This window comes from Vulcanococcus limneticus LL (assembly GCF_002252705.1).
Classification (GTDB): Bacteria; Cyanobacteriota; Cyanobacteriia; order PCC-6307; family Cyanobiaceae; genus Vulcanococcus; species Vulcanococcus limneticus.
Map to the genome: position 1 here is coordinate 35,994 of NZ_NQLA01000011.1, position 25,017 is coordinate 61,010.

Genomic DNA, 25,017 nt, shown 5'->3' on the forward strand with positions numbered 1-25,017 from the left:
CGGCGCCGCTCCTGCCCGTCATGGCCTTGCTGTCGTTGGGCCTGCCCTCCGCCTGGGCCCAGCCGGCCCCAGCTCTGGCGCCACCGCCGCCCCTGCCGTCATCCCCCAGTCCCTGCGTGTCCCGTTACGGCGAAACCGGCTGTGGGGCCCGCCTCTATGCCCAGCTCCTCTGTGACAGCGTCGCCCGCCCGCTGCCGGTGCCAACCCTGCAGCAGCAGCTCCAGGCCCAGTTTGAGCAGGCCGGCCTGCGCTTTGTGGGCGTGACCGTCGAGCAGGTGGAGGGTGCCGCGGTGCGCTACTACGCCCCCCAGATCTGTCCGGCCCAGGCCGGGAGCCTGCGCGATCTGTTCTATCCCGCCGGCAGCGCCGCCCAGATGGCCCGCTGATCGGCCGGTGTGCCGTCGGCACTGCAGTGGTGGCCTGATTGTTGGGGTTAGCGGCTGCGCTGCAGGCGATCCAGGAAGGTGCCCGGCGGAATCTTGCCGCCCGTGCGCAACTTCAGGCCCACATAGGTGCCCGCATCTTCAACGGAGCTCCAGGCCACCTTCGTCTTGAGCGCCAGCTCATCCCGGCCGCCCTTTTCCTTGATGGTGAGGGTGCAGAGGTCGTTGACGTTGAGGCTGGTCACGTTGCCCTGCACCAGAACGCAGGCACCGCCCTGGCTGATGTCCCAGAGGGTGGCCAGCAGTCTGGTGCCATCCAGCAGGGTGAGGTCGCCGCTTGGGGCGTTGGTGTAGATCACGCGACGGTCGTGGTTGCGCCGCACCGCTCCCTCGCGCCGCGGGGTCGCATTGGACCGCTCACCGCTCCGGCGCTCGGGCTGGCTGCGCCGATCTCCAGTCAGGCGTTTGAGAAACGAAAGGAGGGGCAGTGCTCTCTTCCGCCAGTTCAGGCTTCAACACTAAGCGGACTGTTTGGCTCTGGCCCCAGATCCCTCACGTCTGACGGGGTTTCGGCACCGTGCTGGCGTTGCCGTTGCGGATGGCGTGATAGCCCGGGGACAGGATTTCCACCTCGGCGGCGGCGAAGGCGTCCTGTACCGCCGCCAGCAGCTGGGAGAGGGTCTCGCGGTAGCGCTCCACCTCCCGCACGAACACGGTCAGCTCATAGCTGATGTGGAAGTCGTTGAGGGAGGTCTGCAGCACGAAGGGGGCCAGTTCGTCGCTGATTCCATCGACGCTCCTGGCGGCGCTAAGCAGCAGGGCGTGCACCTGGCGCCAGGGCACGTCGTAGCCGATGGTGACCGTGGTGGCCAGCGCCACGGGTTGTGCGATCTCGCGCCGCGAGAAGCTGAAATTGGTTACGGAGGTGGCGATCACCGTGGCATTGGGCACGCTCACCAGTTCGTTGCGGGGGGTGCGCAGGCGCGTCACCAGCAGGGCCCGCTCCTGCACCACGCCCACCACTCCCCCGATCTCGACCCGATCGCCCTCCTGGAAGGCCCGGGTGTAGATCAACATCAGGCCGCTGATCACGTTGGTGGCGATCGCACTGGAGCCCAGGGCGGCCAGTACGCCGAGAAACAGCCCCGCCCCCTGGAACACCTTGCTGGTGGAGCCCGGCACGTAGGGGAAGGCGATCACACAGCCCGCCAGCACGATCAGGGCGGTGGCGATCCGCGAAGTTGGCTCGGCCCATTCGGGATAGAACCAGCTGAAGCGCAGCCGACCCCGGCCCATGGCCCGGAACAGTCCCTGGCTGAGCCGGACCGTGCCGACCGTGATCGCCAGGATCAGCAGGATCGTGAGCAGGTTGGGAATCGCCGCCACCACCTGGGCAAGGCCCGCCTGCACCACCGCCAGCAGCTGGCTGCGCAGGCCGGCCGCCATCACCTTGGTGGGTGGGAAGAAGCCCAGCAGCATCGGCACCAACAGGTAGCTGACCACCACCAGCAGGGCCCAGTGGGCCACCGTCAGCAGCCCCTGCAACAGGCCGCCGACCTGAGCCTCCTCGAGCAGTTGGTTGCCTGCCAGCCCCAGTCCGCTGATCCGCAGCGATTTGCGGGTCTGGATGGCCCTGGCCAGCCGCTGTTTCAGCCGCGATTGCCAGCGGATCCAGATCAAGTAGATCGTCAGGACCAGCGCCGCCAGGGCGGATCCCGTGAGCCAGGAGCTCAGGCTGTGCTCCTGGCGGTAGGCGCGGATCGCAGCGCGGACCTGGTCGCGGTAGCGCAGGGCCAGGGTCGCGCGCGACACGCCGAAGCATTCGCCCGCCCGGTCATCCAGGCTCAGCAGGCGCTGGAAGAGGTCGCCGTTAGGGGGCTCGATGCCGATGTAGCTGTAGACGTCACCATCCCGTACCACGACCGATTCAGGCGTCACCAGGGGGTTGCTGGCCAGTCCGCTGAGCCAGGCGGTGCCTTCGGCGGCGGTGGCGGCGGGATCCCGGCCACCGACGGCCCACCGCAGTTCCACCACCTTGGTCCCCTCCAGGGTGATCCACGCGCCGTGCTCGGCGCAGCCGGGAGGTGTCCAGGCCTTGCGGGGGGCGCCGAGCACGCCCGCTGGGGCGATGGCCAGCAGCGCCACCAGTCCCAGCAGCAGGACGGTGGTCAGCGCCCGCCAGGGGTGCGGTCGCCGGGACCCGCGCACGGTCATTCCAGGTGCAAGGGACACCATGCCGGCGGTCGCTCGGGGATCTCTGGGCTCAGTCTTGGGCAGCGCCACTCCGATGTCTGAGTTGGGGCGCCATGGTGTCATGGGGTGCGATGTGCGGCGTCAGAGAGGAGCGAATCAGTTGGCAATGAGCGCCGGGGTGTTCAGCCATCGCCGTTCCAGTGCCATGGTGATGTCCTGCCAATGCCATTGCTACCCCAGGCCGATGCCGGTTGGGTCTGATATGCCTTGGCTGGTTGGTTGTGCAATTCGGCATGGCTTGATCCGGTCGGATCATGGGTTAGTCGGCCATGGTGTGTGCTGGGCATAATGATGCCTGCCCATGTAACGATGTCGCTAGCCAGGTTGCGATCCATCGAGCCACCTGGCCATGGTGTCAGCAGCATGGTGTCCTGCATCGGATGCCTCTCCTGCTCCTCCCGATTTTCTCCCGATTCATGGCATCTCCCCGGCCTGTTCCCCGCTGCGCCCTCGCCCTGGCGGCCCTTGGTGCAGCAATGGTCTGGAGTCCGAGCGCAGCTCGTAGTGAGGTGGTCTACAAGCTTGAGACGCGCTGCTCACTCCAGGGCGCTCCGGCCCAGGCCTGCACCATCGAGGCCGAGAACGATGGCACGGCCACGCTCTATCGGCATCGCATCGGATCGGTGAGTGAAACCATCCGGATCACCGAAGCGCCGGTGCGGATGCAGCGCTGGGATGGGAGCCTCAAGCAATGGCAGCCCCTGGAGCGCGCCCAGGCCCGCTTCTCCACCAACACTGTCTGTTTTAATGACCGCAATCTCTGTGTCATCAATCCCAACTACCTCAACAGTATTCGGGAAGACAACCCCAATACATTCAGCGGCCGTGACCTGGTCAAGGTGCTGTTTGATTCGACGGGCCGCGTGACCGCCAGCTGCTACGACTCCGGCTGTGATCTGGTGAAGAAATGAACACGACATCTGGGTTGTCCCTATTCCTCATCGGCGCGCTGGCGGCCCCCATGCTCCCGGCCCAGGCCCTGGCTGCTGGGGCTTCGGTGCTCACCGGATCGGTTCCTCGTTCAGGTGCCCTGGCTGACGCGGCCGAGCTGCTCGCCCGTGGCGGCGGTGGCGGTGGACGCGGCGGTGGCGGTTCCCGAGGCGGCGGCAACTTTGGCGGCGGCGGCGGCCGGGCCAGCAGCGGCTTCGGTGGGGCCGGCGGCGGCCTGAATCGGGGGGCCAGTCGGCCGTCCGGCGGCTGGAGCAACAGCGTGGGTGGTGGCAGCGCCTCCCGACCCTCGCTTGATCGCCCCAGTGGCGGGCGGGATTTCTCCCGGCCCTCCGGCGGCACACGCGATCTGGCGCGGCCCAGTGGCGGCCTGGGCTCCAATGGCCGCACTCCGATCACCAATCGCCCGGGAGCCGGCACGCGCGATCTGGGCACCAACCGGAATCTCGGTGCCAACCGGGACATCAATCGCGATCTGAATCGAAACGTCAATCGCGATCTCAACCGCGATTTCAGCAGGGACGTCAATCGGAATGTCAATCGAACGATTAATCGCGATGTGAACCGCAACTGGAATCGCCAGGTCAACATCAACAACGTGAATGTGCGGCCCGGTTGGGCCCGGCCGGGCTGGGGTGTGGCCAGGCCCTGGAACTACGGCTGGTATGGCGGCTGGGCCACCCCAGCCTGGGGCTGGTGGGGTGCCCGGGCCGCCGCCTGGGGGGTGGCCACCCTGGCCACGGCGGCGATCATCAACAACGCCGTCGACGACGCCATCAGCAACAACCAGACATTCATCGTGGTGCCGAGCACGAGCTATCAGTTGCTCTACGGCAGTGTGCAGCCCTCCAGCAGCTCCTCTGTGACCTTCGTGGTGATGGCGGATGGCAACAGCTACCAGCTCAGTGCCGACTGCAACAGCGGTCTGCTGGATGGTCGCGAGCCCCAGAGCCTCGAGGAAGCCCAGCTGCTCAATGCGGCCTGTCAGGTGGCCTTTGGCGCCGCCTGAGCACCAGGGGCCTCCCCTGCTGGGGTGGGCCCGTCTGCCGGACAGGGTTGAGATAGCCGCCGGCCCTGCTCAGCTGGGGAACAGGCCCCGATCGCTGCGGGTTCCGTTGAGGATGGCCCCCTCGAATCGGGTCCCGAGCAGCTGGGCACCGCTGAGGTCGGCACCGCTGAGATCGGCGCCAGAGAAGTCGGCATCGCTCAGGTCGGCGCCCCGCAGATCCGCCCCGCTCAGGTTGGCGCCGTGGAAGTCGGCGCTGCTCAGATCACTCTGGCGCAGGTCGGCTTGGCGCAGCACGGCGCCGCTGAAATTGGCGCCGTGCCAGCGGCTGTAGGGAATCCGCAGGCCCTCGAGATTGGCGTCGTGGAGATCAAAATGGTCCTGCCACAGTCCTGCGGCGGAGAGATCCTCGATAGCCCGTATCCGGGCCAGGCTCATGCTGGTGCCGGCTTCCCGTTGGGTGAGCAATAGGTCGAGCATCTCATGGTGCTCCTTTTCCTTGCGTTGCCCGGCTTCCATGATGTAGATCAGCGCCGCCGCCACGATGCTGAAGGATTCCACATTGCCGACGCTCACGATGTCCCAGAAGTTGCTCGTGATGCACGCGGTCTTGGCGTCTGAACCTTGGCAATTCTCGAAGCGATGCACCACTGCCAGGAGGGAAAAGGAGGCGGCCGCGGCGATCAGCAGCCGGAAGCCGAAGGAGCGATCCAGCAGGCGATAGAAGGGCGAGCCCCGGCGCTGCTGCTGCCGTGAATACCAGGTGGATCGACGGGGTGTGGTCATCGCAGGCGGTAAGGATCCAATGCGAGTACAGATGGCATTGTCGCGGCGCAGCTGTCTGGATCAGGGCGCGCGCAGCGGTTCTGGCCTGCCTGATTCTGGCGCTTCGGCATGTCCACCCCGGCATCCGGGTGGGGAGTGGGGCCTGATGGCCGGCTGGACCTCCATGGACGCCCACCTGTGGAGCACGCCTTGCCGCGCACGTCTGGCCGCCATTTGCCGCTGGCGTCATTCCATGGTGATCCACTTCAGGGATGACCCACTTCAAGGAGGATCTGCTTGATCATGGCTGCGCTGCTTAGTTACTGCTGCTTGATTGCAGCGGCTGGATTGCAGGCAATTGGAGTTGTCGTCGGGAACCCTTGCCAGATTGAACTTCATCTCGCGTACTTCTGGCCCTGAGCCTGTCCGCGGCGTGCCTCGGTCAGCTCCGTGGAGCAAGGGCATCGGATCGTTCTCCGGGCGCCACCTCCCCCGGCACCACGTTGAGCAGCACTGCGGAGTGATTCCCCCACGGGCATGGCCGGTGTGGTTGCCACCCCCACGGCCGCCGCAGGCAGCGAGGAATCCCTTGGCGACACGGGCTGGGCAGGCACCGTGGCGCTCTACGGCTTCCTCCCCTGGCTCAACAGCACCACCACCGTTCGCGGTTTCCAGGCCGACACGACCCTCAACCCCGATCAGATCCTCAGCACGCTGGAGTTTGTGGTTTCGGCACGCGCTTCCTTGGAGTAAGGCCGCATCGGTCTGCTCACCGGCATCGTCTACCCCCAGCTGGGTGCCCAGAAGTCCGTCACCACCCGACGCGGCCTGTTCACTGGGTCAGCCGATGTCACTGCGAGCAACGGCATCAACGACCTCGCCCTGCGCTACCGTTTCGGGCCGCGGGAAGTGGCCACCGGCAGGACCGGTTCCGTCAGGGTGATCCCCTCTGCCGGCATCCGTTTCTTGGGGGCCCAGCTCGGAGTCAATGCGGAACTCGGCGGCAATGGCCCCTTCGGATTCCGGCGCGAGCGGCAGGGTGAGGTGAGCCGAACCTGGGCCCAACTGACGTGAGTGGTTTCGCGCTGGTCGGCGCCGAGGACCTCACCGGCAATGTCCAGCTGGGTCTCGGTCATGCGGTTGGGAACAGCACAGTGATCGATGTGGCCTGGCGTTCCCTCGGTACGGTCTCCTCCAACGGGGCCAGCCGCAGGAATGGCTTCACAAGCAACCAGAACGGCATCGAGCTTGGGCTGAAGTTCTTCTTCTGATCCGCGGCGCTGCCCGCCGCTCAGCCCTGCCCCATGCCCTGACGGCTCTGACGAAGCAGGTCTGAGAGGCGCACGCCGAAGGCCCGGTTGCAATCACGGCTGAACTGGGAGAGATGCCGGTAGCCCAGGGCCTGGGCAATCGTCGACACACTGTCGTCGGGACGCGGATTGAGGAGCCGTTCCCGGGCGGCCGCGAGCCGTTGCTCGCGGATCCACTCGCTGGGGCCGCAGCCAAAACGGTTCTGGAAGGCGTTGCGCAGGGTGCGTTCCGAATAGGCGCTGCGCTGCTCCAGATCCGAGAGGGAGATCGGCCGGTCGAGGTTGGCCCGGATCCAGTCCACGAGCTCATCGATGATCACCGCCTTGGTGCTGCCGCGGGGGCCCTGGCCTGCGGGCCCCGAGCGGATCACATCGCCGCAGAGGGCCAGGGCGATAGTCCGGTAGATCAGGTCGTCGATGGCGAGCAGGGGCAGGGTGCCCTCCAGCTGCAGGCCGGGGGCATCCAGCAGGGGGAAGGTGTGCTGCAGGGTTTGCAGCACGTCCCGCTCCACGCCCGTGTGGGCCTGAAGCCGGTGCGGACTCGCCAGGCGCTTCCGCAGCTTACTGGTACTGACGCGAAACCCGGTCATGCCAGCGGCGGTGCGTGCCAGCCGATCGGCATCCAGGGAGAACAGCACCCCGCGCACGTGCTCCGTTTCCTCCTCGAAAGCGCAGCCGGGCAGGTAGAGCAGATCCTGCGGCTGGTCGAGCTGGATCGCGCGACCATCGGCTTGGATTCGCACGACTCCGCTCGGATCAACATCACCGTGGCGATCGAACTCTCCTGGGTGCAGAGGCGGATCGGCGTGTGGAATCCCGTGCTCACCGTGAGATCGCCGATCTGAACGGTGCTGGCGTGATAGAGAAAGGGCTCGTCGCAGCTGGCCCGGTCGAACTCCCGCAGCGCCATGCTGGCCGCATAGCGGTGGGCCAGCGCGTCCACGTCGGTGTCGGTGACGGCGATGGCGCTGCCGAACAGCAGTGGCTGCCGCTTGAAGGTCTCGATGGGATTCACCGTGCTGGATTCGAGCAGGCCCGCACGATGCAGCGGAACCCCATGTGACAAGTGGCGGTGTCGATGCCCTGGGCCATGCGCGCGGCCGGGCGGTAGCGGCGGCAATAGCTGGGAGCACACAGGAAGGATCCCCCCTTCACCACCTTGCGGGGCATCGCACCGTGCTGCGAGCTGTGGTCGATGCTGGCGGCGCGGGCGGTATCGGCCCCGCAGCAGCCGCCATCCCGAAGCACCACACCGTGATCGCGATACCAGGTATCCGTCCATTCCCAGACGTTGCCGATGATGTCGAGCAGGCCGTAGCCATTGGCTGGGAAGGCGCCCACCGGGGAGGTGCGCGCGTAGCCGTCGAGCAGGCTGTTGTGGTGGGGGAAGTCCCCCTGGAAGGTGTTGGCCACCGGCACGCCACCGGGGTGGAGTTCATCGCCCCAGGCGAATTCCGCTTGCTCCAGGCCACCCCAGGCCGCCCGCTCCCACTCCGCCTCGCTGGGCAATGCCTTGCCGCTCCAGCTGGCATAGGCCAGCGCATCCTCGTGGGCGATGTGCACCACCGGATGCTGCTCTCGCCCCTTGATCGAGCTGCCGGGACCTTCCGGATGGCGCCAGTTGGCACCGGGAATGTACTGCCACCAGCGGTAGGGATCCGCGGTGCCGACGGGACCGGGGGGAGGCACAAACACGATCGACGCTGGGGCCAGCAGCTCGGGCCTGGCGTCGGGGTAGAGGGCCGGATCGGCTGGCCGTTCGGCCAGGGTGCGGTAGCCGCTGGCCTTCACGAATTTCTGGAACTGGGCATTGGTCACCAGGGTGCGGTCCATCCAGAACCCCTCCACCTGCATCGGATGGGCCGGGGCCTCCTCCGGGTAGTGGTGGTCCGAGCCCATCCGGTAGGTGCCACCAGGAATCCACACCATGTCCCGGGCCGGTGGGCGCCCCGGCCGGGACTGCGCCGTGGCCGGGGCTGGCTTGGATGGGCTGGAGGGGGACTGGGATCGGGCCATGGGGCTCGGACCGGTGGATGGGATCAGCCGGCGCCGCTGGCCGCCTGTTCGAGTTTCTCCATCACCCGCTCCAGGGAGAAGCTGGCGGCCTTCTGGCGCGGCGGATACTCCGCAAACGTCTTCAGGAACTCACCCACGTAGGCCTGGGCCGGCACGAGCATGAACACGTGGTCAAACATCCAGTCCCAATAGGTGTTGGAGGTGATGTCGGCCCGCTCGTAGGGGTCGGTGAGCAGGTTGAAGATCTTCGGCACTCGCAGCTCCACGAACGGTTCGGCCCAGATCTGGCATGTGCCGGTGCAGCGCTGCTCCTTGAACACGAACTTCCAGTTGTCGTAGCGCAGGCCCACCAGGTCGCCGTCGTCGGAGAAGTAGAAGAACTCCTTGCGGGGGCTCTTGTCGGTCTTGCCCGTCCAGTAGTCGAGCATGTTGTAGCCATCCAGGTGGATATGGAAGGTCTTGTCCCCCACCTGGTAGCCCGTGAGCAGCTTCTCCTTGATCTCCGGCTCGCCGGCGGCGGCCAGCAGGGTGGGCAGCCAGTCGAGGTGGCTGCAGATGCCGGGGATGTTGGTGCCAGCGGGAATCTGGCCGGGCCAGCGCACAAGGGCAGGAACGCGGAAGGCGCCTTCCCAGTTGGTGTTCTTCTCGCTGCGGAAGGGGGTCATGCCGGCATCGGGCCAGCTGTTCATGTGCGGCCCGTTGTCGGTGCCATACATCACGATCGTGTTATCGGCGATGCCCAGTTCATCGAGTAGGTTGAGCATCTTGCCGATGCACTCGTCGTGATAGATCATCACGTCGTGGTATTCCGACTGCCAGCGGCCGCTGCGGCCTGCATCCTGCGGGCGTGCATAGGTGCGGAAGTGCATGTGGGTGGTGTTGAACCACACGAAGAAGGGTTCGCCCGATGCCACCGCATCGCGGATGAAGCGCTTGGCCTCCACTATGAACTCATCGTCGGCGGTTTCCATGCGCTTGCGGGTGAGGGGGCCCGTGCTCTCGATCCGCTGGGTGCCATCGCCGTTGGCCCAACAGTGCAGCACGCCGCGCGGGGCAAAGCGCTTGCGGAAGTTGGGGAACTCCGGATCGTCCTCCTTGGGGTAATCGCGCAGCTCCGGCTCCTCCTCGGCGTTGAGGTGGTAGAGATTGCCGAAGAATTCGTCGAAGCCGTGCATCGTCGGCAGATGCTCGTCGCGGTCGCCGAAGTGGTTCTTGCCGAACTGGCCGGTGCGGTAGCCCTGGGGCTTCAGCAGCTCGGCGATGGTGGGATCCTCTGCCTTGTAGCCCTGTTCGGCGCCGGGCAGTCCCACCTTGGAGAGGCCGGTGCGGTACACGCTCTGGCCGGAGATGAACGCGGCGCGGCCGGCGGTGCAGCTCTGCTCGGCGTAGTAGTGGATGAATTTGGCCCCTTCCTTGGCCACGCGATCGATGTTCGGGGTCTGGTATCCCATCAGCCCGTGGCTGTAGCAGCTCAGGTTGCTCTGGCCGATGTCATCGCCCCAGAGGATGAGGATGTTGGGCTTGGTGGTGGGCATGGGAGCAGGTGCCGCGGGAGAATGGCTGGCCCAGGCGGGCTGACGGGACACCGGCTCCCCGGGGCTGGCCTCCCGTTGGGATGGCTCGGGCCGTGGGCGCGGAGGTGCCTGTAGCCAGTGTGCTGCCGCTGAGGGGTTCGTACATTCGAAAAGTGCATTTCGACGTGCCGGCGTGGCCGTGATGTCCGTGGGCTGCGTGGAGCAGCTGGCCGAGTGCCTCACGGCCAGTGGCCTGGTGCTGCACCTCACCCAGCTCGCGCCCGGCCCCCTGGACAGCACCCTGCAGCTGTTGCGCGTCGGTCCGCTGCTGCTGCTTCGGGGCCGCCTCGATCGCCAGCTGCATGTCGCCGGGCCCAAGCTGCGGGGCCATCAGATCCTGGCCCTGGATCTGGCGGCGCGCCCCGGTACCCGCTCCTGCCGTTCCCACGGCACCTTGCTGCCGTCCACGGCGGTCTTCGGGCTCGCCAGCCATGGCGACGTGCATCTCACCACCGCCGACCGCACCGATCTGGTCCTGGTGGTGCTGGATCAGAGCCGTTTCCTGCGGTTGGCCGGCGGCTTCGGCTGGAGCGAGCTGGAGCAGCAGGGGTTTGCCGCCAACTGGCTGCGGGTGGAGCCCCTGCGGTTCGCGCGGGTGCGCAGCTACCTGCGCCAGCTGTTTGGCCTGGCGGAGGCCAGCCCGGGCCGGCTGGCTGAGCCGGGGATGGCGCGGCTGATCGAGCAGGATCTGCTGCCCCTGCTGCTGGAGGCCCTGGCCCAGGGCAGCGCCGCCCGGCTCGATCGCCCTCCCGCCCGCCTCGAGCTGGTGAAGGTGGCCCAGGACTGGATGCATCGCCATCCCGACCTGCCGATCACCCTGGAGGAGCTCTGCCACCAGGTGTACGCCAGCCGCCGCAGCCTGATTCAGGGCTTCAGCGAGCACCTGGGCATGGGGCCGATGGCCTACCTGAAGCTGCAGCGCCTGCACGCGGTGCGCCGCCTGTTGCTCGCCGCTGCCCCCGAGCAGACCACGGTGGCGGCGGTGGCGGCCCGCTTCGGCTTCCTCAGCGCCGGGCACTTCTCGCGTGACTACCGGCGCCTGTTCGGCGAGCTGCCGCGCGAGACCCTGGCGGCCCGGCTGCGGGCGGCCTAGATCGCCCCCTCCCGCCAGGAGGGAAGGGGGGATCGCGCCCGGTGTCGGTCATGCCACCCCCTGGCGCCGTTGCCAGCGCAGCACGGGCATCGAGAGCAGCACCGTCACCAGCAGGTAGGCCAGCACGGCGATCTTCACGCTCGGCTGGCTGGGCGCATGGGTGGTGGCCAGCAGCAGGGCCAGGCCGGGATTTCGCATCGAGGTCACGAGCGCCACGGTGGTGCGTTCCCGCGGCTGGGGGCCGGCCAGCAGCAGGCCGATGCCCAGGGCCACCAGCACCATCACCGCCATCAGGGCCAGGGCCAGCAGTTCACGGCCCACGAAGGGCAGCAGCAGCGGGGCGGTCTTGATCAGCACCACCACGAGCAGCAACAGCAGCAGGGCATTGGCGAGCCGGTCGAGCGGCCCCTGGATCCGCGCAACGAGCCGGCGCTGCCAGCGCCTGAGCGCCAGGCCCGCCAGCAGGGGCAGCAGCTGGACCTGGCCGACCTGCAGGGCTACCTCCGCCGGCCCCACGTCCCAGCCGCTCAGGCCGAAGCTGGAGCTGTAGAGGTCGGCCATCAGCGGCACCGACACGATCGCCGCCCCGGCGGCACAGCCCTGCAGCAGCGCCGCCAGCTGGCGATCACCGCCCTGGTTGCCGGCCTTGCGCAGGATCAGGGGGGCGCTGGGGCAGACGGCCATCAGCCCGATCGCCAGGCGCGCCGCAGGACTCAGGGCGAAGCTCAGCGGCAGCTTCAGCAGCAGCAGGGCCGCCAGGGGCACCAGCAGGCACGAGCCGACCAGCACCCGCAGCACCAAGCCCCAGCGCTGGCGGATCAGGCGCAGCCCATCGCCCGGCAGGCCGAGGCCGAGGGCGAACATGATCGTGAACAGGGTGACGCTCACGATCAGGGCGGGAGCCTGGGCCATGGCGACGGGTGTGGGGGGAGAAAAAACGGAGGGGGGAAGCGGCCGGTCGTGGTCAGGCGGTGAAGGCGCCGGCCATGAGCATCAGCAGGGCGATCACCCCGATCAGCGTGATCAGCACGGCTGTCACCGTCGCGATCGAGAGCTGGTCCCGGTAAACGATTTCATCGCGCTGGAGCCGCTGCACATAGCGCCGGTGCTGCAGGGTGGCCAGGGCGAGGGCGAGCACGCCCGTGGTCACGAAGCCCATCGCCACCAGCTGCACCCCCAGCCCGGCGTGGGCGATGCCGCCGCCGCGCCCGTTGATCGCGGCGATGATCTTGTCGAGGCCGAAACCGAAGCTGATCAGCGACAGGCTGGTGCGGATCCAGGCCATCAGGGTGCGGTCGGCGGCCGCCCGGTTGCGCTCCTTGGCCAGTTCGTTGGCGACGTTCACCATGGTCAGGGCTCCCCACTGGGGCCCTGGGCCGGCGGGGCCTTCTGCCGCTCCAGGCGCGTCTCCGCCTCCAGCTCCCGGGCCAGGAACAGGTTCAGGAAGGTCCGAATCACCGCCACCACGCCCAGCTGGATCAGGTGCTGGCCAGAGGGGGTGGTGGTGGTGGCGACGATGTCGGCGCCGAGCTGGAATTCCAGGGCCAGCGACAGCCAGGCCCCGAAGCGCAGTCGCACCCCCGCCAGGGGCGGCCCGGGTTGGGCACGCCGCCGCCAGGGCCGTTGCAGTTGGTTGGCGCAGGCCAGCAGGCCCACGAGCACCGTTCCCACCGAGAGGGTCTCGAGCAGGAAGCGGGTGGTGCCGGCCAGCGCCAGCAGCAGGGTTTCGGCGCTCTCAGCGATCGGCATCGGGCTGCGGGTGAGGGGAGCGCAGGGGTGGCTGATCCAGCAGGTGGATCAGCCACCCTGGCACCGCGATCGCGGTCACGAGGATCGTGAGCGAGGTGCTCAGACGGCTGGAGAAGGCCCGGGCGGGATCGAGGCCGGAATGCAGGAAGGTGAGGGTCACCAATACCGCGAAGATGCCGGTGGTGAGTGCGCTGGCCGACCGCAGCAGATCCCGCGGCGGGTGGCCGCCACCCAGCCGGGCATCCCGGCTCAGGCGTCGACCGGCCAGGCCACCGGCCAGGGCAAAGCAGCCCAGCGTGAGGGCCCGGCCCGTGACATCCCCCGTGGGGGCGCTGGCCTGCAGCCGGCTCGCCAGTACGGCGGCCGTGCCAAGCACCGATCCGGTGGCAGCCCCCAGCAGGCCCCACCAGCGCAGTGGATCCACGGTGCGGCGGCTCACCTGGGCCGTGGCTGCCAGGGCCAGGGCGCCCAGCAGGCTTGCGGGAACCTCCGGCAGCCTGCTGGTGAGCCCGTAGCCCAGTACGGCGCCCAGCAGCCCACCGGCCAGCCGCTGCAGCTGGAGGACCGGAGCGGGGCGGGGAAGGGGGAGAGGACGCATGGCCTGGCCTGGCGGAGCGGAGCCCAACGCCCCTCGTGCCGCAACGTATCGACCTCCCAGGCCCCTGTCCCGCCGCTGGTGAGGATTGCAAAGTCGACGAATTCGGCTGGGTTTGCGGGTAGCGGCAGGGGAGCCGGTTCGGGCCAGACGCTCCGTCCGCCGGCCCGCGCTGGAGTGGATCCGTCCGCCGCTGGCGTGGCGGGCATCACCATGGGCTGTTCCCGGTTTGACCGCTGCCGATGGCGGCGCAGAGCTGGCATGCGGCCTGATGGACCCTGGCCCTTGAGCGCAGCAGCCGATCGACCGGTGATCGCGATCGTGGGGGGGGCTTCAGCGGCACCCTGCTCGCCAGCCACCTGCTGCGCCGCAGTGCCCGGCCGCTGGAGCTGTTGCTGATCGATCGCAACGGGGGCTTCGGCAAGGGCCTGGCCTACGGCACTGGCGATCCGGGCCACCTGCTCAACGTGTCGGCGGGGGCGATGAGCGCCTGGCCGAGCGATCCCAGCCATCTGCTGCGCTGGCTGGAGCTCAACCGCGAGAGTCTGTCGGACCTGCTGCCGGCGGATCTGGACGCCAGCAGCTTCATCCCCCGCCAGGTCTACGGGCTGTACCTGAGCTCGATCCTGCAGGACGCGATCGCCCACGCCTCGCCGGAGATCCGCTTCCGCAGCCTGACCGCCGAGGTGGTGGATCTGGAACCCGGCGCCCAGGCGGGGGCGCCCTATCGCCTCAGCCTGCGGGACGGCGAACAGCTGCAGGTCGATCGGGTGGTGCTGGCCTGGGGCAACTCCGCGATCCCTCCCGAGGCCCCGTCCGATCCGCTGCAACGCCATGGCTGGCTGGCTGGCGCCACGGCGGATCTGGATCCCGACGCCACGGTGGCGCTGCTGGGCACCGGCCTGACCATGGTGGACATGGTGGTGTCGCTGTTGGGCCAGGGCCACCGCGGCCCGGTGATCGCCCTCTCGCGCCGCGGCCATGCTCCCAACGGTCACCGCCGGGTGCGGCCGATCGCCCCCTGGCTCGATCCCGCCGAGGCCCCCGGTACCGTGCTGGGCCTCTGGCGCCTGATCCGCCGGCGGGTGGCCCAGGCCGAGCGCGAAGGCGACGACTGGCGCGCCGTGATCGATGCGCTGCGGCCGGTGAGCCAGCGGCTCTGGGCCCAGCTGGGGGAGCGGGAGCGCTGCCGCTTCCTGCGCCATGCCGCCGTGGTTTGGGATGTGCACCGCCACCGCATCGCTGAGCCGCTGCAGCGCCAGCTGCAGGCCCTGCTCGAAGCCGGCCAGCTGCGGCTCTGGGCTGCGCGGCTGGAGCGGGTCGAGCCCCAGGCGGGGCGCCTGGCCCTGCAGCTGCGCCGCCGCGGCCACACCACCAGCGAAACGGTGCATGTGGACCGGCTGATCCGCTGCACCGGCATCCCCCTCGACTACGCCCGCGCCCAGGAGCCCCTGCTGCGCCAGTTGCGCGAGCGCGGCCTGCTGCGCAGCGATGGCCTCGGTCTGGGGGTGCGCAGCGCCGCCAATGGCGCCCTGTTCGCCGCCCCTGTCCACGGCAGCCCTGTCCCCTGCAGCCCTGCCGATGGCAGCGGGCAGCCATCGCCGGTGCTCTACACCATCGGCTCCCCCCGCAAGGGCGACCTGTGGGAGACGATCGCCGTGCCGGAGCTGCGCCACCAGGCCCAGGCCCTGGCCGAGACCCTGCTGCGCTCGCTGCCGCGCTTCCTGCTGCCGGTGGAGCCGGTGCTGCCCCAGGTGGGCGCGGCGGAGTCTGGTGCTGGTTCCGCGGTCTCCGCCCCCGCGGTGGCGCCCCCTCCCCCGGCCTTCCTCTGGCGCCAGCTGTTCGACCCCGACACCAGCACCTTCACCTACCTACTGGCCGACCCGGCCAGCGGCGAGGCGGCGCTGGTGGATCCGGTGCTGGAGCAGCTGGAGCGGGATCTGCAGCTGCTCCAGGAGCTGGGGCTGCAGCTCAGTTTCTGCCTGGAGACCCACCTGCACGCCGACCACATCACCGCCGCCGGCGAGTTGCGCCGCCGCACCGGCTGCCGCCTGATCGTGCCGGCGGCCCCCGGGATCACCAACGCCGACCAGTTGCTGGTGGGCGGTGAGCGGCTGCGGCTGCAGGCAATCGAGCTGGAGGTGATCGCCACGCCGGGCCACAGCCCCGAGCACCTGTCCTATCTGGTGCAGGGCAGCCACCTGCTCACGGGCGATGCGCTGCTGATCCGCGGCTGTGGGCGCACCGATATCCAGAACGGCGATCCCGGCCAGCTCTACGACTCCCTGCAGCGGCTGCTCGCCCTGCCGGAGGCCACCCTGGTGCTTCCCGCCCACGACTACCTGGGCCGCACCTCCAGCAGCATCGGCGAGGAGAAGCGCCACAACCCGAAGCTGGCCGGGCGTAGCCGCGAGCAGTTCATCACCCTGATGACCAGCCAGCGGCTGGCGCCGCCCCGCCGCATCGATCAGGCCCTGCCCGCCAACCTGCACCTGGGGGACTGGCTGCCGGGCGACCACCACGACGCGGACCTGCAGGCCCACCTGGCGGGCCAGGCCCATGACGCCCGCGAGGCCCTCGCCAAGGCGGATGCCAACCGCGACATCTACAACGCCTACATCGGCATGTACATCTGAGCCGATGATCCGGGCGCCCCAGCGCCCCACCGCGCGGCGGATCAGCGCCCCACCGCGTAGTTCTGCATCAGGCGTGCATTGGCGGCGGCCCGCAGCACCGCTCCCTCGGGGCTGAGGTCCCGGGCGCAGGCGCACAGCCGCCCCTCTGACCAGGGGCCCTTGCGCTCCAGCCGGTGGCCCCTGGCCTCCAGGGCGGTGATCGTGGCGGCCGGAAGTCGCGACTCCACCGCCAGGTGGCCCGGCCGGGCCGGGCGGGGATAGAAGGAGCTGGGGGCGTGCTCGCTGTGCCAGGCGGGGGAATCGATCGCCTGCTGCAGGCCCAGGTCGTGGTGCGCCAGCTTGAGGAACAGCTGCAGTGACCACTGGTCCTGCTGGTCGCCGCCGGGGGTGCCGAAGGCCAGGGCCGTGCGCCCCTCGCGGAAGGCCATCGAGGGGGAGAGGGTGCTGCGGGGCCGCTTGCCCGGGGCCAGGGCGTTGGGGAGTCCTTCCTCCAGCCAGAACATCTGGGCGCGGCTGCCCAGGCAGAAGCCCAGGCCCGGAATCATCGGTGAACTCTGCAGCCAGCCCCCCGACGGAGTGGCTGCCACCATGTTTCCCCAGCGGTCCACCACGTCGATGTGGCAGGTGTCGCCGCGCACCACGCCCACGGTGGGTTCGCCAGTGCCGGCACCGCCCACCGCCGGGGCTTCGATCCCGCTGAGCCGGGGCGCCCGCCCCATGGGGGTGCCGGGGCGCAGCTCCAGCGAGGCCTGGGGGCCGATCAGCTGGCGGCGCTCGTCGTTGTAGTCCTCCGAGAGCAGGGCCTCGATCGGCACCGCGCCAAAGGCGGGGTCGCCATACCAGGCCTCCCGATCGGCGAAGGCCAGCTTGCCGGCCTCGGTGAGCAGGTGCACGAACTCGGGGCCATCGGGCGCCAGCCCGGCCAGGTCGAAGCCCCGCAGCAGGGCCAGCTGCTGCAGGAACACCGGCCCCTGGGTCCAGGGACCGCACTTGGCCACCAGCCAGTCGCCGTAGCTCAGGGTGAGCGGTGCCTCCCAGCTGGCCTGCCAGGCCGCCAGGTCGGCGCCATCGAGCAGGGCTCGGTGGCGGCGGCCGGAGGCATCCCGCAGCTCCGCGGTGGCGCAGAAGCGATCGATCGCCTCGGCCACGAAGCCCTCGCGCCAGGCGTGGCGCACGGCCTCGATGCGCCGCTCGCGGCTGCCGCCGGCCTGTCGCGCCTCTGCCACCAGGCGCTCGTAGGTGTCCGCCAGCTCCGGCCGGCGAAACAGGCTCCAGGCCCTGGGCACCTCGCCGTTGGGCAGCCACACGGCGGCGGAGCTGGGCCATTCGGCCTGGAACCACTCCCGCATCCCGGCGATCGTCTCCACCGCCTGGGGCACCAGCGGGCAGCCGCTGCGGGCGTAGTGGATGGCGGGTGCCAGGGCCTCGGCGATGTCGATCGTGCCGTGGTCGCGCAGCAGCAGCAGCCAGGCATCCACGGCCCCCGGCACGCAGGGGGCGAGCAGCCCCGAGCCCGGCACCATCGCCAGGTCCAGGGCGCGGAAGGCCGCGATCGTCGCCCGCCGCGGCGCCACCCCCTGGCCGCAGAGCACCGTCAGCTGCTGGTTCGCCGCCGACCACACCAGGGCTGGCATGTCGCCGCCGGGGCCATTGAGGTGGGGTTCGGCCAGGTGCAGCACAAAGCCGGCCACCACCGCCGCGTCGAAGGCGTTGCCGCCCCGCTCCAGCACCCCCATCGCCGCGCTGGAGCCGATCCAGTGGGTGGTGGCCACCATGCCGAAGCTGCCGTGCAGCTCGGGCCGGGTTGTGAACGGCTGGGGGGTGAGGGCCATCGGGCCAGAGCGCTGGGGGCTCAAGGGTGGCGTGGCGGTGACGACGCGAATCCCCCGGGGGCGGCGGCGATGATCGGCGGGATCACAGCCCCGTGGGGCCGGAGCGCCAGGGATGACCGCCATTCTCGATCGCCTCACCGAGCGCATCGGCAACACGCCGCTGGTGCGCTTGCACCAGACGGCCAGCCGCTACGGAGCCCAGGCGGAGGTCCTGCTCAAGCTCGAGTACCTGAATCCCCTTGGCAGCGTCAAGGACCGCACCGCCTTCAGCCTGATCGAGGAGGCCCGCGCCAGCGGGCGGGTGAATGGGAGCACGGTGCTGATTGAGCCCACCACCGGCAACACGGGCATCGGCCTGGCCTTCGCCGCCGCCGCCGCCGGGCTGCGGCTGATCCTGGTGATGCCGGATCGAGTGAGTGCCGAGCGCATCCGCCTGGCCAAGCTGCTGGGGGCGAAGGTGGTGCTCAGCCCGGGCGAGGCGTTCATGCTCGGTTGCATCGCCAAGGCGGAGGAGCTGCAGCAGGAGATTCCGGGAAGCGTGATCTTGCAGCAGTTCCGCAACCCGGCCAATCCGAGCATCCACGAGCGCACCACCGGGCCGGAGATCTGGCGCGACACCGGCGGCCAGCTGGATGTGGTGGTGGCGGGCGTGGGCACCGGCGGCACCCTGATGGGGGTGGCTCGGGCCCTCAAGCCCCTGCACCCCGATCTGCGTTGCGTGGCGGTGCAGCCGGCCCGCTCGCCGGTGCTGGGCGGCGGCGAACCCGGGCCCCACCAGCTCACGGGCATGGGCCCGAACTTCGTGTCCCCTCTGGTGGACCAGGGGCTGATCGATGAGATCGTCTCGGCCTACGAGGAGGATGCGATCGCGGTGCTGCGCCACTGCGCCGCCCACGACGGCATCCCCCTGGGCGTCTCCAGCGGGGCGGTGGTCTGGGCGGCGCTGCAGCTGGCGCGCCGGCCGGAGCATGCGGGCCAGCGGATCGTGGCGATCTGCGCCTCCGGCAGCGAGCGCTACCTCTCCACCAGCCTGCTGGCTGGGATCGGCCTGGAGAGCGACGACGTGAGCGACTGGTTCGGCGACGGGGCTGCTGTGGGCGGAGGGGGCGTGGACGGGGCGGCGACCGCGGCGGTCCCGGCTGAGCTGCAGGGAGCCTCACTCCATGGGGCCTGATCGCCTGTTGGCGGCCGCGCCCCCGGCGGTGGGGCTTCTGCAGGGCCTGGATCTGGTCTGGGTGGCGCTGGCGGCCGCGGCCGCGGGCCTGATCAACGCCCTGGCCGGCGGCGGCTCCCTGATCAGCTTTCCGGCGCTCACGGCCCTGGGGTTGCCGGCGGTGATGGCCAACGTGACCAATACCGTGGCCCTGGCCCCCGGCTACCTGGGTGCCACCCTCGCCCAGCGAAGGGACCTGCACGGCCAGCGCCGCCGCCTCTGGCTGCTGCTGCCCGCCGCTGCGGTGGGGGGGCTGGTGGGCGCGGTGCTGCTGCTCAACACGGCTGAGCGGGTGTTCGCTGTCCTGGTGCCGTTTCTGATCCTGTTGGCCTCCCTGCTGCTGGCCGCCCAGGAGCGGTTGCGGGCCTGGGTGCTGCGCCGAGCTGCCCACCATGGCCGCCACCCCAGCGAGCTTTGGTCGATCGGCCCTGTGGCCCTGGCCGCCGTCTACGGGGGCTATTTCGGCGGCGGCCTCAGCGTGATTGTGCTGGCGGTGCTGGCCCTCAGCCTCGACGACGACCTCACCCGCCTCAACGCCCTCAAGCAGGCGGTCGCCTTCGTGACCAATCTCACGGCCGCCGTCTTTTTCCTGTTCTCCGATCAGGTGGCCTGGCGCACCGCCGTGGTGATGGCCCTGGCGGCCCTGGTCGGTGGGGCCCTGGGGGGCAAGGTGGCCGGCCGGGTCAATCCCCAGGTCTTGCGCAGCCTGGTGGTGGGGGTGGGGATTGCCGTGGCGCTGGCCTATTTCGTGCGACTTTTCGCCTTTTGAGGGCCCAGGACGCACCCCTGGCGCCTTGGCGGGTGGGCCCGGGTGTGGTGCTGACTACCTCGCCCCTCTGCCGGGCCACTCCGCCGTTGCTACCACGGGCGCAGACCGGGAAGGCCACCGCCTGCTGGTCGCTGTGCCAAAGCTCTGACCACCATGACTGCCACCGGACTCAAACCTGGCACCACCCAGGCCGTTCTGCCGGCCTTTGAGGACAACAGCCTGTCAATCGGCCATACCCCCCTGGTGCGGCTCAACCGGGTGGTGGGCCTGGACGCCAAGGCCACTGTTTACGCCAAGATCGAGGGCCGCAACCCCGCCTATTCGGTCAAGTGCCGGATCGGCGCCGCCATGATCTGGCAGGCCGAGAAGGACGGCCTGCTGGGTCCGGACAACGAGATCGTGGAGCCCACCAGCGGCAACACGGGCATTGCCCTGGCCTTTGTGGCCGCTGCCCGGGGCATCCCGATCACGCTCACCATGCCCGAAACCATGAGCCTGGAGCGGCGCAAGCTGCTCACGGCCTACGGGGCCAAGCTCGTGCTGACCGAAGGGGCCAAGGGCATGTCGGGCGCCATCGCCAAAGCCCAGGAGATCGCCGCCTCCGATGCTCGGCGCTACGTGTTGCTGCAGCAGTTCGCCAACCCCGCCAATCCCCTCATCCACCACGACACCACCGGCCCTGAGATCTGGGCCTCCCTCCAGGGCCGGGTGGATGCCCTGGTGGCGGGGGTGGGCACCGGCGGCACGATCACCGGCGTCAGCCGCTACATCAAGCAGACCCTGGCCCAACCGTTGGTGTCGGTGGCGGTGGAGCCGGTGGAGAGCCCGGTGATCAGCCAGACCCTGGCCGGACAGCCCGTGCAGCCTGGGCCCCACAAGATCCAGGGCATCGGCGCGGGTTTCGTGCCGGCCAACCTGGATCTGGCCCTGGTGGATCGGGTCGAGCAGATCAGCAGTGCTGAGGCTGTGGCCTTCGCGCGGCGCCTCACCCGGGAGGAGGGGATTCTTTCCGGAATCTCCAGCGGTGCCGCCGCTGCGGTGGCGGTGAAGTTGGCCCACGAGGAGGCTTTTGCCGGTAAGACGATCGTGGTGGTGTTGCCGGACTCCGGGGAGCGCTATCTCAGCACCGTGTTGTTCGAGGGGGTGTTCAACGCCCAGGGGCTGGCGGAGGGCTGAGGTTGGGGCGGCGTCTGGGGCGCCCCACACCCGGGCCTGTGGCGTCTACCACCCCAGCCCCCCGGCCCTCGCCGCAGGATCGAAGGTCATGCCCTGCCTGCCCATGACCTTTCTGCCAGGACCGGATCACCAGCAACGGGTCGAGGCCGCCCGCCGCCAGATCCGCGAACTTGACACCTCCGCCATCAAGATCCTGCTGGCCTTCGGCACCCAGCTCATCGACCTGCGGGACGCCGCGGCCTTCGCTGCCACCCACATCCCAGGCGCGCGGCGGGTGGAGCGGGAGGTCCTGCTGGCCCAGGCGGCCTCGCTGCTGCCCGAGCCTGACGCGTCGGTGGTGCTGGTGAGCGCCTCTGGGGCCACCAGCGCGATCGCGTCACTGGCGTTGCAGAACCTGGGCTACACGGCAGTTGTGTCCCTGCGGGGCGGGCTGCGTCAATGGAGTGGGCCGCTGCAAGGGGAGCGCGCTGCCGCAACCTGAATCCTCGTTACACCAGGCCGTCGTGGGTGGGCTCGCCCTCGGCCCAGGTCTCTTCCAGGTAGGGAGCCAGGAAGCAGTCCTCGGGAATGTCCGCGCCGCCGTTCAGGAGCACGCCCAGGAACGTCTCGTGCCCCTGGTAGAACTGCCAACACACTTTTACCTCCAGCTCCAGGCTGTCGACCTGCATGGTGTCGTGCAGGGTCAACAGCGCCGAGTCGCCGGGCTGGAGGCTCAGTTCGCCGATCACCACAAGGCAGGCACCGCGTCGGCTGATGTCCCAGAGGGTCGCAGGCCAGCGCTGGCCTGCCTGGCCGCGCAGCACGCCCGTGACCGCCCAGGCGCCGAAGGGCACCTGATGGCGCGGTAGCTGGCGGCGATCGCCCGGGGTGCGGCGCGTTTCCTGGTCGAGCCGGTCTGGAGAGCGGCGATCGGCGCCGCTTCTCCTGTCGCCGACGGGGCGGCCTGGCGAGCGAGCATCCATGGCAAGCCCCTACGACATGACTCAACCCTACCCCTTCTGGGGTGGGGAGTCGCCGCATCTGGGGTGGCGTGTTGGTTGGCCTGGCCGATGGCCTGGATGTCCCCCACAGCGGAAGCCGGCTAACGGATTTGAACCGATGGCCTTCGCTTTACAAAAGCGCTGCTCTACCACTGAGCTAAGCCGGCAACGGGGCTTGGCCCCGCTGGGGAGCTTATCGCTGCCGGAGCGCCCAGAGCAGCAGCTGGGTGCGGTTGCTGCAGCCGGTCTTGGCCAGCAGGTTGCCGATGTGCCCCTCCACCGTGCGTGGGCTGAGCACCAGGGCCGCGGCAATCCCCTTGTTGCTGTGGCCCTGCAGCAACTGATGCAGCACCAGGGATTCGCCGGGGGTGATCGAGAACAGGTTGGGAGCCATGGCCGTGGCGGCTGAGCTGCCCGCAGTGTTCCCGCAGTTCAGGCCGTGGCGATGGCGCCGTCGCCCGCCGGCGCGCTGCTGGCGCTGGCGGGATCAGCATCGGCGGCAGTGCCGGGCTCGGCAAGGGGCCGGGCCCGCTTGATCGGCAGGTTGGCCACCAGGGCGGTCACCCGGTCTTCGGTCTCGAGGCTCACGTCCCCCTCGTCCAGGTCAATTTCCACGTAGCGGCTCACCACTTCGAGGATCTCGCGCCGCATCTGCTCCAGCAGTTCGGGGTTGAGGTCGCTGCGGTCGTGGGCGAGCACGAGCTGCAGCCGCTCACGGGCCACGTTGGCGCTGGCGGGCTGACGACCGAGCAGCTTGTCGATGAAGTCGCGCAGGGTCATCGCTTCAAAAGATCTTGGTGGTCATCAGGCGGCCGAGCTTGGCCCGCAGGCCCCGGCCGGCCTTGGTGGGATCCAGCAGCGGCACCTCCTCGCCGCGCAGGCGCCGGGCGATGTTGTTGTAGGCCAGGGCCGCCGGCGACTTCGTGCCGTTGAGGGTGAGCGGCTCGCCCCGGTTGGTCGACACGATCACCTGCTCGTCCTCCATCACCAGGCCCAGCAGGGGCAGGGCCAGGATGTCGGTCACATCGGAGACGCTCAGCATCTCCTGGTTGGCCATCATCTTGGGCCGCACCCGGTTGAGCACCAGCTGGATCGGCTGGACGCCGTGGCTGTTCAGCAGGCCGATCACCCGGTCGGCGTCCCGCACTGCGGACACCTCCGGGGTGGTGATCACGATCGCCTCCTGGGCCGCGGCCACCGCGTTCTTGAAGCCGTCCTCGATGCCCGCGGGGCAGTCGATCAGCACGATGTCGAACTGCTCGCCCAGCATCGCGGCGATGCGCTGCATGTCCTCCGGCTTGAGCCACTCGAGCATGCGCGGATTGCCGGCCGGCAGCAGGGCCAGGTTGGGCTCCTGCTTGTGCTTCACCAGGGCCTGCTCCAGCCGGCAGCTGCCCGCGAGCACCTCCTGGGCGGTGAACACAATGCGGTTCTCCAGGCCCAGCAGCAGGTCCAGGTTGCGCAGGCCGAAGTCCGCGTCCAGCACCGCCGTGCGCACCCCCTGCCGGGCCAGGGCGATGCCCAGGTTGGCCGTGAGGGTGGTCTTCCCGACGCCCCCTTTGCCGGAGCAGATCAGGATGTAGCGAGTCCCAGGAGCGGTCACGGCAACGTCCGACGTCGCGGCAGGCTAAGACGACCCCCCGGCTTTGGTCCGTGTCCCGCGAGCCCATGCCTTGCCGCTGGTGGGGTCTAGAACACGGGGGCCCGAACGGCCCGCGATGACCCCATCCCCAAGCCATCAGCAGAGGCTGCTGGTGATGCCCGACGACGGGGCGCAGGCCGTGGTGGAGCTGATCGACCAAGCCCGTGAGCAGCTGCTGCTCAAGCAGTTCAAGCTCCAGTCCCGGGAGGTGGAGGAGGCCCTGCGGCGGGCCCGCGAGCGGGGTGTGCGGGTGCGGGTGATGCTCAACCCCCACACCTCCGGCGGCGACCGCTGGAACGACGAGGCCTACGCCCTGCTGCAGAGCTGGCAGATCGAGGTGGCCTGGACCAGCGAGGCCTTCCCGGTGACCCACGAGAAGTCGCTGGTGGTGGACCGGGAGCTGGCCCTGATCTCCACCTTCAATCTGGCGGACAAATACTTCACCCAGACCCGGGACTACGGCGTGGTGACCTACGCCCCCGAGGTGGTGGCCCAGGTGATCGCAGGTTTCGAGGCCGACTGGCACCGCCAGTTCTTCGAGCCCGATCTCGGGGTGGGGCTGGTCTGGAGCAGCTTCCACAGCCGCGGCCAGATGGCCCGGATCGTGGATGCGGCCACCACCACCCTCTGGATCCAGCACCCCAAGTATGTGGATGCGGTGATCCTGGAGCGGATCATCGCGGCCCGCGAGCGGGGCGTGAAGGTGCGGGTGCTGTGCGGCGGCAAGCACGGCGTCAGCGACTGGGACATCTACGACACCTTCAGTTCCCTGCGGCTGATGGGGCGCTTCGGGGTGAAGGTGCGGCGCCAGAAACACCTCAAGCTGCACGCCAAGCTGATCCTCATTGATGGCATCGCCGCCCAGACCGGCTCCATGAACATCGACCGCAGCGCCTTCGACCTGCGCCGTGAGCTGGGGATCGAGTCCGACGCCCCCGATGTGGTGGCGCGGCTCAAGGCCACCTTCGAGGCCGATTGGGCCCAGGCCGCCAAGTACCGGGCCCCCGATCCCCTCGATCCCAGCCTCCACGAGGAGGGCGAGCTTCCGCCCGATCCCCACTTCGTGCACAACTGAGC

The 25,017-nt window shown here is 69.4% G+C and carries 29 protein-coding genes and 1 tRNA gene; 12 read left to right on the forward strand and 18 right to left on the reverse strand.

Going from position 1 to position 25,017, the window contains the following annotated elements; genetic code table 11:
* Nucleotides 1-20 precede the first annotated feature (20 nt).
* The gene (locus tag CJZ98_RS06990) at nucleotides 21-386 is read left to right on the forward strand and encodes a hypothetical protein (protein ID WP_094589790.1); all 366 of its coding nucleotides are present in this window, start codon (nucleotides 21-23) and stop codon (nucleotides 384-386) included.
* Nucleotides 387-433: 47 nt separating this feature from the next.
* On the opposite strand, the gene CJZ98_RS06995 is transcribed toward CJZ98_RS06990, so the two are convergent.
* From CJZ98_RS06995 to CJZ98_RS18225, 3 genes are all read right to left on the reverse strand, one after another.
* The gene (locus CJZ98_RS06995; RefSeq protein ID WP_157910902.1) at nucleotides 434-766 is read right to left on the reverse strand and encodes a PilZ domain-containing protein; all 333 of its coding nucleotides are present in this window, start codon (nucleotides 764-766) and stop codon (nucleotides 434-436) included.
* Between the two features lie 169 nt (nucleotides 767-935).
* Nucleotides 936-2,618, reverse strand: a complete 1,683-nt coding sequence (locus CJZ98_RS07000) for a mechanosensitive ion channel family protein (protein ID WP_232756290.1) — start codon at nucleotides 2,616-2,618, stop codon at nucleotides 936-938.
* A 140-nt stretch (nucleotides 2,619-2,758) separates the two neighbouring features.
* Nucleotides 2,759-3,013 carry a hypothetical protein gene (locus CJZ98_RS18225; protein ID WP_157910903.1) on the reverse strand — a complete coding sequence of 85 codons (255 nt, stop codon included), beginning with the start codon at nucleotides 3,011-3,013 and terminating at the stop codon, nucleotides 2,759-2,761.
* 39 nt (nucleotides 3,014-3,052) lie between these two features.
* Here CJZ98_RS18225 and CJZ98_RS07005 point away from each other — a divergent pair, with 39 nt between their 5' ends.
* Together CJZ98_RS07005 and CJZ98_RS07010 are read left to right on the forward strand one after the other, a co-directional pair.
* The gene (locus CJZ98_RS07005) at nucleotides 3,053-3,547 is read left to right on the forward strand and encodes a hypothetical protein (protein ID WP_094589858.1); all 495 of its coding nucleotides are present in this window, start codon (nucleotides 3,053-3,055) and stop codon (nucleotides 3,545-3,547) included.
* 50 nt (nucleotides 3,548-3,597) lie between these two features.
* Complete coding sequence (locus tag CJZ98_RS07010; RefSeq protein ID WP_157910904.1) at nucleotides 3,598-4,593, forward strand: hypothetical protein; 996 nt, start codon at nucleotides 3,598-3,600, stop codon at nucleotides 4,591-4,593.
* A gap of 69 nt (nucleotides 4,594-4,662) precedes the next feature.
* Here CJZ98_RS07010 and CJZ98_RS07015 read toward each other — a convergent pair whose 3' ends face one another.
* Entirely contained in the window at nucleotides 4,663-5,376 is a 714-nt protein-coding gene (locus CJZ98_RS07015; RefSeq protein WP_094589798.1) for a pentapeptide repeat-containing protein, read from the reverse strand.
* Nucleotides 5,377-5,892: 516 nt separating this feature from the next.
* Between CJZ98_RS07015 and CJZ98_RS07020 the strand changes: the two genes are divergently transcribed.
* The gene (locus CJZ98_RS07020; RefSeq protein WP_094589800.1) at nucleotides 5,893-6,108 is read left to right on the forward strand and encodes a hypothetical protein; all 216 of its coding nucleotides are present in this window, start codon (nucleotides 5,893-5,895) and stop codon (nucleotides 6,106-6,108) included.
* Between the two features lie 317 nt (nucleotides 6,109-6,425).
* Nucleotides 6,426-6,626: a hypothetical protein gene (locus CJZ98_RS07025; RefSeq protein WP_094589802.1), complete on the forward strand. Its 201-nt coding sequence runs from the start codon at nucleotides 6,426-6,428 to the stop codon at nucleotides 6,624-6,626.
* A 20-nt stretch (nucleotides 6,627-6,646) separates the two neighbouring features.
* On the opposite strand, the gene CJZ98_RS07030 is transcribed toward CJZ98_RS07025, so the two are convergent.
* Genes CJZ98_RS07030 through CJZ98_RS07040 form a run of 4 tightly spaced genes read right to left on the reverse strand, consistent with a single transcriptional unit; the run spans nucleotide 6,647 to nucleotide 10,216 of the window.
* On the reverse strand, nucleotides 6,647-7,255 hold the full coding sequence (locus tag CJZ98_RS07030; protein ID WP_198537557.1) for a helix-turn-helix transcriptional regulator: 609 nt from the start codon (nucleotides 7,253-7,255) through the stop codon (nucleotides 6,647-6,649).
* Complete coding sequence (locus tag CJZ98_RS18230; protein WP_157910906.1) at nucleotides 7,252-7,680, reverse strand: hypothetical protein; 429 nt, start codon at nucleotides 7,678-7,680, stop codon at nucleotides 7,252-7,254. Before CJZ98_RS18230 ends, CJZ98_RS07030 begins: the two co-directional genes overlap by 4 nt.
* Complete coding sequence (locus CJZ98_RS07035) at nucleotides 7,677-8,681, reverse strand: formylglycine-generating enzyme family protein (protein WP_094589806.1); 1,005 nt, start codon at nucleotides 8,679-8,681, stop codon at nucleotides 7,677-7,679. Before CJZ98_RS07035 ends, CJZ98_RS18230 begins: the two co-directional genes overlap by 4 nt.
* 23 nt (nucleotides 8,682-8,704) lie before the next feature.
* Complete coding sequence (locus CJZ98_RS07040) at nucleotides 8,705-10,216, reverse strand: arylsulfatase (RefSeq protein ID WP_094589808.1); 1,512 nt, start codon at nucleotides 10,214-10,216, stop codon at nucleotides 8,705-8,707.
* Nucleotides 10,217-10,397: 181 nt separating this feature from the next.
* On the opposite strand from CJZ98_RS07040, the gene CJZ98_RS07045 reads away from it, so the two are divergent.
* Nucleotides 10,398-11,348: a helix-turn-helix domain-containing protein gene (locus tag CJZ98_RS07045; RefSeq protein ID WP_232756293.1), complete on the forward strand. Its 951-nt coding sequence runs from the start codon at nucleotides 10,398-10,400 to the stop codon at nucleotides 11,346-11,348.
* Nucleotides 11,349-11,396: 48 nt separating this feature from the next.
* Here CJZ98_RS07045 and CJZ98_RS07050 read toward each other — a convergent pair whose 3' ends face one another.
* The 4 genes from CJZ98_RS07050 to CJZ98_RS07065 are packed head-to-tail and all read right to left on the reverse strand — an operon-like array spanning nucleotide 11,397 to nucleotide 13,695.
* Nucleotides 11,397-12,260 carry a bile acid:sodium symporter gene (locus tag CJZ98_RS07050; protein ID WP_094589812.1) on the reverse strand — a complete coding sequence of 288 codons (864 nt, stop codon included), beginning with the start codon at nucleotides 12,258-12,260 and terminating at the stop codon, nucleotides 11,397-11,399.
* Nucleotides 12,261-12,312: 52 nt separating this feature from the next.
* Nucleotides 12,313-12,696 (reverse strand): YidH family protein, encoded by a 384-nt coding sequence (locus tag CJZ98_RS07055; protein WP_094589814.1) that lies wholly within the window; start codon nucleotides 12,694-12,696, stop codon nucleotides 12,313-12,315.
* Nucleotides 12,697-12,698: 2 nt separating this feature from the next.
* Nucleotides 12,699-13,097 carry a DUF1622 domain-containing protein gene (locus tag CJZ98_RS07060; RefSeq protein WP_094589816.1) on the reverse strand — a complete coding sequence of 133 codons (399 nt, stop codon included), beginning with the start codon at nucleotides 13,095-13,097 and terminating at the stop codon, nucleotides 12,699-12,701.
* Entirely contained in the window at nucleotides 13,084-13,695 is a 612-nt protein-coding gene (locus CJZ98_RS07065) for a hypothetical protein (RefSeq protein WP_094589818.1), read from the reverse strand. Before CJZ98_RS07065 ends, CJZ98_RS07060 begins: the two co-directional genes overlap by 14 nt.
* Before the next feature lie 275 nt (nucleotides 13,696-13,970).
* On the opposite strand from CJZ98_RS07065, the gene CJZ98_RS19445 reads away from it, so the two are divergent.
* Entirely contained in the window at nucleotides 13,971-16,328 is a 2,358-nt protein-coding gene (locus tag CJZ98_RS19445) for an FAD/NAD(P)-binding protein (protein WP_332835044.1), read from the forward strand.
* Nucleotides 16,329-16,369: 41 nt separating this feature from the next.
* On the opposite strand, the gene CJZ98_RS07075 is transcribed toward CJZ98_RS19445, so the two are convergent.
* Nucleotides 16,370-18,160, reverse strand: a complete 1,791-nt coding sequence (locus CJZ98_RS07075; protein WP_094589822.1) for a gamma-glutamyltransferase family protein — start codon at nucleotides 18,158-18,160, stop codon at nucleotides 16,370-16,372.
* A 112-nt stretch (nucleotides 18,161-18,272) separates the two neighbouring features.
* Between CJZ98_RS07075 and cysK (CJZ98_RS07080) the strand changes: the two genes are divergently transcribed.
* The 4 genes from cysK (CJZ98_RS07080) to CJZ98_RS07095 all read left to right on the forward strand — a co-directional run bounded on the left by cysK (CJZ98_RS07080) (nucleotide 18,273) and on the right by CJZ98_RS07095 (nucleotide 21,799).
* Nucleotides 18,273-19,334 (forward strand): cysteine synthase A, encoded by a 1,062-nt coding sequence (gene cysK / locus CJZ98_RS07080; RefSeq protein ID WP_094589824.1) that lies wholly within the window; start codon nucleotides 18,273-18,275, stop codon nucleotides 19,332-19,334.
* Entirely contained in the window at nucleotides 19,324-20,142 is an 819-nt protein-coding gene (locus CJZ98_RS07085) for a sulfite exporter TauE/SafE family protein (protein ID WP_094589826.1), read from the forward strand. The genes cysK (CJZ98_RS07080) and CJZ98_RS07085 overlap by 11 nt, the downstream gene beginning before the upstream one ends.
* 153 nt (nucleotides 20,143-20,295) lie before the next feature.
* Nucleotides 20,296-21,318, forward strand: coding sequence for a cysteine synthase A (gene cysK, locus CJZ98_RS07090; RefSeq protein WP_094589828.1), 1,023 nt, complete (start codon nucleotides 20,296-20,298; stop codon nucleotides 21,316-21,318).
* A gap of 103 nt (nucleotides 21,319-21,421) precedes the next feature.
* Nucleotides 21,422-21,799 carry a rhodanese-like domain-containing protein gene (locus CJZ98_RS07095; RefSeq protein ID WP_157910907.1) on the forward strand — a complete coding sequence of 126 codons (378 nt, stop codon included), beginning with the start codon at nucleotides 21,422-21,424 and terminating at the stop codon, nucleotides 21,797-21,799.
* A 7-nt stretch (nucleotides 21,800-21,806) separates the two neighbouring features.
* Here the strand turns inward: CJZ98_RS07095 and CJZ98_RS07100 are convergent, their stop codons facing one another.
* The 5 genes from CJZ98_RS07100 to minD all read right to left on the reverse strand — a co-directional run bounded on the left by CJZ98_RS07100 (nucleotide 21,807) and on the right by minD (nucleotide 23,901).
* The gene (locus tag CJZ98_RS07100; RefSeq protein WP_157910908.1) at nucleotides 21,807-22,280 is read right to left on the reverse strand and encodes a PilZ domain-containing protein; all 474 of its coding nucleotides are present in this window, start codon (nucleotides 22,278-22,280) and stop codon (nucleotides 21,807-21,809) included.
* A gap of 113 nt (nucleotides 22,281-22,393) precedes the next feature.
* Nucleotides 22,394-22,465, reverse strand: a tRNA-Thr gene (locus tag CJZ98_RS07105).
* A 26-nt stretch (nucleotides 22,466-22,491) separates the two neighbouring features.
* Nucleotides 22,492-22,692 carry a response regulator transcription factor gene (locus tag CJZ98_RS07110; protein ID WP_094589834.1) on the reverse strand — a complete coding sequence of 67 codons (201 nt, stop codon included), beginning with the start codon at nucleotides 22,690-22,692 and terminating at the stop codon, nucleotides 22,492-22,494.
* 38 nt (nucleotides 22,693-22,730) lie between these two features.
* Nucleotides 22,731-23,078 (reverse strand): cell division topological specificity factor MinE, encoded by a 348-nt coding sequence (gene minE / locus CJZ98_RS07115; RefSeq protein ID WP_094589835.1) that lies wholly within the window; start codon nucleotides 23,076-23,078, stop codon nucleotides 22,731-22,733.
* 4 nt (nucleotides 23,079-23,082) lie between these two features.
* Entirely contained in the window at nucleotides 23,083-23,901 is an 819-nt protein-coding gene (minD, locus tag CJZ98_RS07120) for a septum site-determining protein MinD (RefSeq protein ID WP_094589837.1), read from the reverse strand.
* Nucleotides 23,902-24,016: 115 nt separating this feature from the next.
* On the opposite strand from minD, the gene CJZ98_RS07125 reads away from it, so the two are divergent.
* Nucleotides 24,017-25,015: a phospholipase D-like domain-containing protein gene (locus CJZ98_RS07125; protein WP_094589839.1), complete on the forward strand. Its 999-nt coding sequence runs from the start codon at nucleotides 24,017-24,019 to the stop codon at nucleotides 25,013-25,015.
* Nucleotides 25,016-25,017 lie beyond the last annotated feature (2 nt).

Bases quoted from the DNA above. Each gene is read 5' to 3' on its own strand.
- CJZ98_RS07050 (WP_094589812.1), bottom strand. From the start codon at position 12,260: ATGGCCCAGGCTCCCGCCCTGATCGTGAGCGTCACCCTGTTCACGATC.
- CJZ98_RS07085 (WP_094589826.1), top strand. From the start codon at position 19,324: ATGGGGCCTGATCGCCTGTTGGCGGCCGCGCCCCCGGCGGTGGGGCTT.
- CJZ98_RS07010 (WP_157910904.1), top strand. From the start codon at position 3,598: ATGCTCCCGGCCCAGGCCCTGGCTGCTGGGGCTTCGGTGCTCACCGGA.
- CJZ98_RS07075 (WP_094589822.1), bottom strand. From the start codon at position 18,160: ATGGCCCTCACCCCCCAGCCGTTCACAACCCGGCCCGAGCTGCACGGC.
- cysK (WP_094589824.1), top strand. From the start codon at position 18,273: ATGACCGCCATTCTCGATCGCCTCACCGAGCGCATCGGCAACACGCCG.
- minE (WP_094589835.1), bottom strand. From the start codon at position 23,078: ATGACCCTGCGCGACTTCATCGACAAGCTGCTCGGTCGTCAGCCCGCC.
- CJZ98_RS07060 (WP_094589816.1), bottom strand. From the start codon at position 13,097: ATGCCGATCGCTGAGAGCGCCGAAACCCTGCTGCTGGCGCTGGCCGGC.
- cysK (WP_094589828.1), top strand. From the start codon at position 20,296: ATGACTGCCACCGGACTCAAACCTGGCACCACCCAGGCCGTTCTGCCG.
- CJZ98_RS07095 (WP_157910907.1), top strand. From the start codon at position 21,422: ATGACCTTTCTGCCAGGACCGGATCACCAGCAACGGGTCGAGGCCGCC.
- CJZ98_RS07100 (WP_157910908.1), bottom strand. From the start codon at position 22,280: ATGGATGCTCGCTCGCCAGGCCGCCCCGTCGGCGACAGGAGAAGCGGC.
- CJZ98_RS07125 (WP_094589839.1), top strand. From the start codon at position 24,017: ATGACCCCATCCCCAAGCCATCAGCAGAGGCTGCTGGTGATGCCCGAC.
- CJZ98_RS07005 (WP_094589858.1), top strand. From the start codon at position 3,053: ATGGCATCTCCCCGGCCTGTTCCCCGCTGCGCCCTCGCCCTGGCGGCC.
- CJZ98_RS07045 (WP_232756293.1), top strand. From the start codon at position 10,398: ATGTCCGTGGGCTGCGTGGAGCAGCTGGCCGAGTGCCTCACGGCCAGT.
- CJZ98_RS07015 (WP_094589798.1), bottom strand. From the start codon at position 5,376: ATGACCACACCCCGTCGATCCACCTGGTATTCACGGCAGCAGCAGCGC.
- CJZ98_RS07000 (WP_232756290.1), bottom strand. From the start codon at position 2,618: ATGGTGTCCCTTGCACCTGGAATGACCGTGCGCGGGTCCCGGCGACCG.
- CJZ98_RS07020 (WP_094589800.1), top strand. From the start codon at position 5,893: ATGGCCGGTGTGGTTGCCACCCCCACGGCCGCCGCAGGCAGCGAGGAA.
- CJZ98_RS07040 (WP_094589808.1), bottom strand. From the start codon at position 10,216: ATGCCCACCACCAAGCCCAACATCCTCATCCTCTGGGGCGATGACATC.
- CJZ98_RS07110 (WP_094589834.1), bottom strand. From the start codon at position 22,692: ATGGCTCCCAACCTGTTCTCGATCACCCCCGGCGAATCCCTGGTGCTG.
- CJZ98_RS06990 (WP_094589790.1), top strand. From the start codon at position 21: ATGGCCTTGCTGTCGTTGGGCCTGCCCTCCGCCTGGGCCCAGCCGGCC.
- CJZ98_RS18225 (WP_157910903.1), bottom strand. From the start codon at position 3,013: ATGCAGGACACCATGCTGCTGACACCATGGCCAGGTGGCTCGATGGAT.
- CJZ98_RS07030 (WP_198537557.1), bottom strand. From the start codon at position 7,255: ATGACCGGGTTTCGCGTCAGTACCAGTAAGCTGCGGAAGCGCCTGGCG.
- CJZ98_RS07055 (WP_094589814.1), bottom strand. From the start codon at position 12,696: ATGGTGAACGTCGCCAACGAACTGGCCAAGGAGCGCAACCGGGCGGCC.
- CJZ98_RS07065 (WP_094589818.1), bottom strand. From the start codon at position 13,695: ATGCGTCCTCTCCCCCTTCCCCGCCCCGCTCCGGTCCTCCAGCTGCAG.
- CJZ98_RS07035 (WP_094589806.1), bottom strand. From the start codon at position 8,681: ATGGCCCGATCCCAGTCCCCCTCCAGCCCATCCAAGCCAGCCCCGGCC.